Here is a 1,312-nt window from a genome sequence, read left to right as displayed (position 1 = left end):
CCAGGACGGCGTGGTCGTCGCCGAACATGCCCGCTCCTTCGGGCGCAACGAAACGGTCTACGATCCCTGGCATTACGTCCCTGTACTTGCCCGCAAGCCCGGTGCGCTGCGCAATGGCGCGCCATTCCGGGACTGGGCTCTGCCACCAGCGATGGAGCGTATCCGACGCCGATTAAAAGCGGCGCATGACGGCGATCGGCAGATGGTGTCGATCCTGGCCACGGTGTTGACCGACGGCATCGATGCCGTCGAGGCCGCCTGCCAGGAAGCGCTCGACCAGAATGTCTGCTCCGCCGCCGTCATCATCAACATCCTGGCGCGGCGGCGCGATCCGCCGCCGGCCGTCACCATTCTCACCCCGGACGCTCTTCGCCTGCAGCACGAGCCGCAGGCCGACTGCGCCCGCTACGACAGCCTCAGGAGGGCAAGCTGATGGAACGCACCCAGGTTCTGGATCTGATGGGCACGCTGAAGCTCTACGGGATGCGTGGCGCCTATGACGAGGTCATGGCGACAGGCATCAAGCGCCAGCACGAGCCGCCGAGGATCGTCGGCGATCTGTTGTCGGCCGAGATCGCCGAGAAGCAGGCCCGCTCCATCAAATACCAGCTCACCGTCGCCAAGTTGCCGATCGCCAAGGACATCGAGGAGTTCGACTTCGACGGCACGCCGGTCAACGAGGTGCTGGTCCGGGACCTCGCCAACGGCACTTTCGTCGCCGACCAGCGCAACGCCGTGCTTATCGGCGGCACCGGAACCGGCAAGTCGCATCTGGCAATCGCCATTGCCCGCGCCCTGATCCGCAACGGCTCACGTGGCCGCTTCTTCAACGTCGTCGATCTCGTGAACCGGCTTGAGACTGAGCATCGCAGCGGCAAGCAGGGCCGGATCGCCGATTACCTCACCCGGCTCGACTTCGTCGTGCTCGATGAACTCGGCTATCTCCCGTTCGCGCAGGCCGGCGGGCAATTGCTCTTCCACCTGATCAGCAGGCTCTATGAACGGACCTCGATCATCGTCACCACAAACCTGGCGTTCGGAGAATGGCCCGCCGTCTTCGGCGACCCCAAGATGACCACCGCACTGCTCGACCGTCTCACCCATCACTGCGAGATCATCGAGACCGGAAACGAGTCCTGGCGCTTCAAGAACCGCGCCTGATCACCCCATCAAGCTGCCAAGCGCCATCCGCGCTCGCCCGGGCTGCGCAACCCTGACCAGCTCCGCCCGGGCGAACGCTGACCGCCGCGCATTACAGGGGGTCAAAATTGGACGCCGATCGGGGGTCAGTTTTGGAAGCCGTTTGACAGCG

The 1,312-nt window shown here is 64.7% G+C and carries 1 protein-coding gene and 1 pseudogene; both read left to right on the top strand.

Annotated features, from left to right (window positions below):
- Positions 1-500 (top strand): annotated as a pseudogene (locus EH240_RS36990) (IS21 family transposase); the annotation flags it as partial.
- Entirely contained in the window at positions 433-1,161 is a 729-nt protein-coding gene (gene istB / locus EH240_RS36985; protein ID WP_125007246.1) for an IS21-like element helper ATPase IstB, read from the top strand. The pseudogene EH240_RS36990 and the gene istB, both read left to right, overlap by 68 nt.
- The last annotated feature ends 151 nt before the right edge of the window (positions 1,162-1,312 follow it).

The sequence above is a fragment of the Mesorhizobium tamadayense genome (assembly GCF_003863365.1).
GTDB lineage: Bacteria > Pseudomonadota > Alphaproteobacteria > Rhizobiales > Rhizobiaceae > Mesorhizobium > Mesorhizobium tamadayense.
Note: the sequence above shows the minus strand (reverse complement) of the source record. Positions and strands in the feature narration are given on the sequence as shown.

What these genes read in the sequence shown, in the direction of transcription:
- istB (WP_125007246.1), top strand. Translation starts at nt 433, where the DNA reads ATGGAACGCACCCAGGTTCTGGATCTGATGGGCACGCTGAAGCTCTAC.